The organism is Candidatus Methanoperedens sp. (genome assembly GCA_012026795.1).
In the GTDB taxonomy this organism is placed as follows: Archaea; Halobacteriota; Methanosarcinia; order Methanosarcinales; family Methanoperedenaceae; genus Methanoperedens.
Genome location: VEPM01000067.1, coordinates 1 through 1,641 on the forward strand (window position 1 = coordinate 1; position 1,641 = coordinate 1,641).

Here is a 1,641-nt window from a genome sequence, read left to right on the forward strand (position 1 = left end):
GATGATAGTTCGACCAGCCAGTGATGATAGGATTAAGTATGGAAATTAGTTCTTCCTGTTTCCATGCTTTTCCACGTTTGATAATATCACTTATCTTCCTGGTGATTTTATCTATGGAGCCCTTGGATGGTTTAATCAGGAGTTTCCCCTTATATTTTCGAAGGTTCCAACCTAAAAAGACAAAACCATTGTCTATATGAGAAATCAGAGTTTTACTCTCTGAAAGTTCCAGACCTCTTTCCTTCAGGAATGATTTAATCAATTCTGCAATTTCTTTAGCGGTTTCTTCTGAATCAGCAGTCACGATAAAATCATCTGCGTACCTCACAAAGTTAACTTTGTGGCGGTCGTATCTTTTATATACTCTCCCGTATTTACTGGTATAATATTTAGATGCAATCAATGCTTCAATTCCATCTAATGCCATATTTGCCAATATCGGAGAAATAATGCCTCCTTGAGGAGTTCCCGATTTACTGGGATTCAGATGCCGATTATATACAAAACCTGCTTTGAGAAATTGTTTGAGTATTGATTTATCCATTGGGATATTGTCTAACAACCATTCATGGTTAATGTTGTCAAAACAGCCTTTGATATCTCCTTCCAGCACCCATCGGGCAGAATTCATTTTGCTCAGACAGTTAAAGGCTTGAGCACAGGCATCATGAGTGCTTCTGTTTTTACGGAAGCCAAACGATGCTCTGTCAGCGGTTGCTTCTGCTACGGGGTTTAATGCAAATGCATATAATGCCTGCATTGCCCTGTCATGCATGGTTGGGATACTTAAGGGACGTTTTTCTGTCTTACCATATTTCTCAATGTAGACTCTACGTAATGGTTTTGCTTTATATTTCTTGTCAGATATATTATGAGTAGCGTTCATTTTGGCTTCGGGTGTTGTCCACTTTTCGCCATCGATTCCCGCTGTTCTTGTACCCTTATTTTGAGTTACTTTCTTTATTGCCAACAATTTCGCATAAAACGAATGGGTTAGCAGATATTGTAGTCTTTTAACTGAATGCCTCTTTCCTTGATTCACTGCTTTTGTAATCCTGACTTGCAACCGATTAACATTATCTGTGACGGTTTTCCAATTGATATCTTCCCATTGGATTTTTAGTTGTGTGTCTGCAAGTCTCTCACCTGTTGGTGTCGTTGAATTACTTGCATTCATCGGGTTTGCCTCCATTCATACAATGAAACACCTCCGGTAAGTCAGCTCCCTTTCGGGTTGAGGCAAATTTTGAACCTCTATACAACTCATTACAAATTGTCATTCGCTTTTTACCGTTTCCTATACCCTCTGTACCATCGTCCCTCCTCGCGGAGTTCCTTCCCAGAAATGGGAGAACATAGGGTTTACCAAGTTCTACACCATAAATATTTATGAACACTTTAGGAGCCATCTGTAAGCCGGGAATCATTTGTCCATTTTCCATGATATAATCCTAACCATCATGTCCTGATTCCGTACCTTTTGGTCTAAGCGTTTCAGTCCATTTCGCTTATTTCCTGTAACGGCTCTTGCAATGATTCAACGTTAGTTTCTCCATTGTGTTCTTATCCTAACAGATTGTTTGATTTAGACTGTCAAATTTCTCCATATTGTCCTGAGGGCTTTATACCCCAGCATTACTA

At 39.4% G+C, this 1,641-nt stretch carries 2 protein-coding genes; both read right to left on the reverse strand.

Annotated features, from left to right (window positions below; translation table 11 throughout):
- A partial coding sequence (ltrA, locus tag FIB07_18175; protein NJD54770.1) for a group II intron reverse transcriptase/maturase occupies positions 1-1,177 on the reverse strand: 1,177 nt, incomplete at its 3' end.
- On the reverse strand, positions 1,164-1,442 hold the full coding sequence (locus FIB07_18180) for a hypothetical protein (protein NJD54771.1): 279 nt from the start codon (positions 1,440-1,442) through the stop codon (positions 1,164-1,166). The genes ltrA and FIB07_18180, both read right to left, overlap by 14 nt.
- Positions 1,443-1,641: the final 199 nt, after the last annotated feature.

Bases quoted from the DNA above. Each gene is read 5' to 3' on its own strand.
- FIB07_18180 (NJD54771.1), bottom strand. From the start codon at position 1,442: ATGGAAAATGGACAAATGATTCCCGGCTTACAGATGGCTCCTAAAGTG.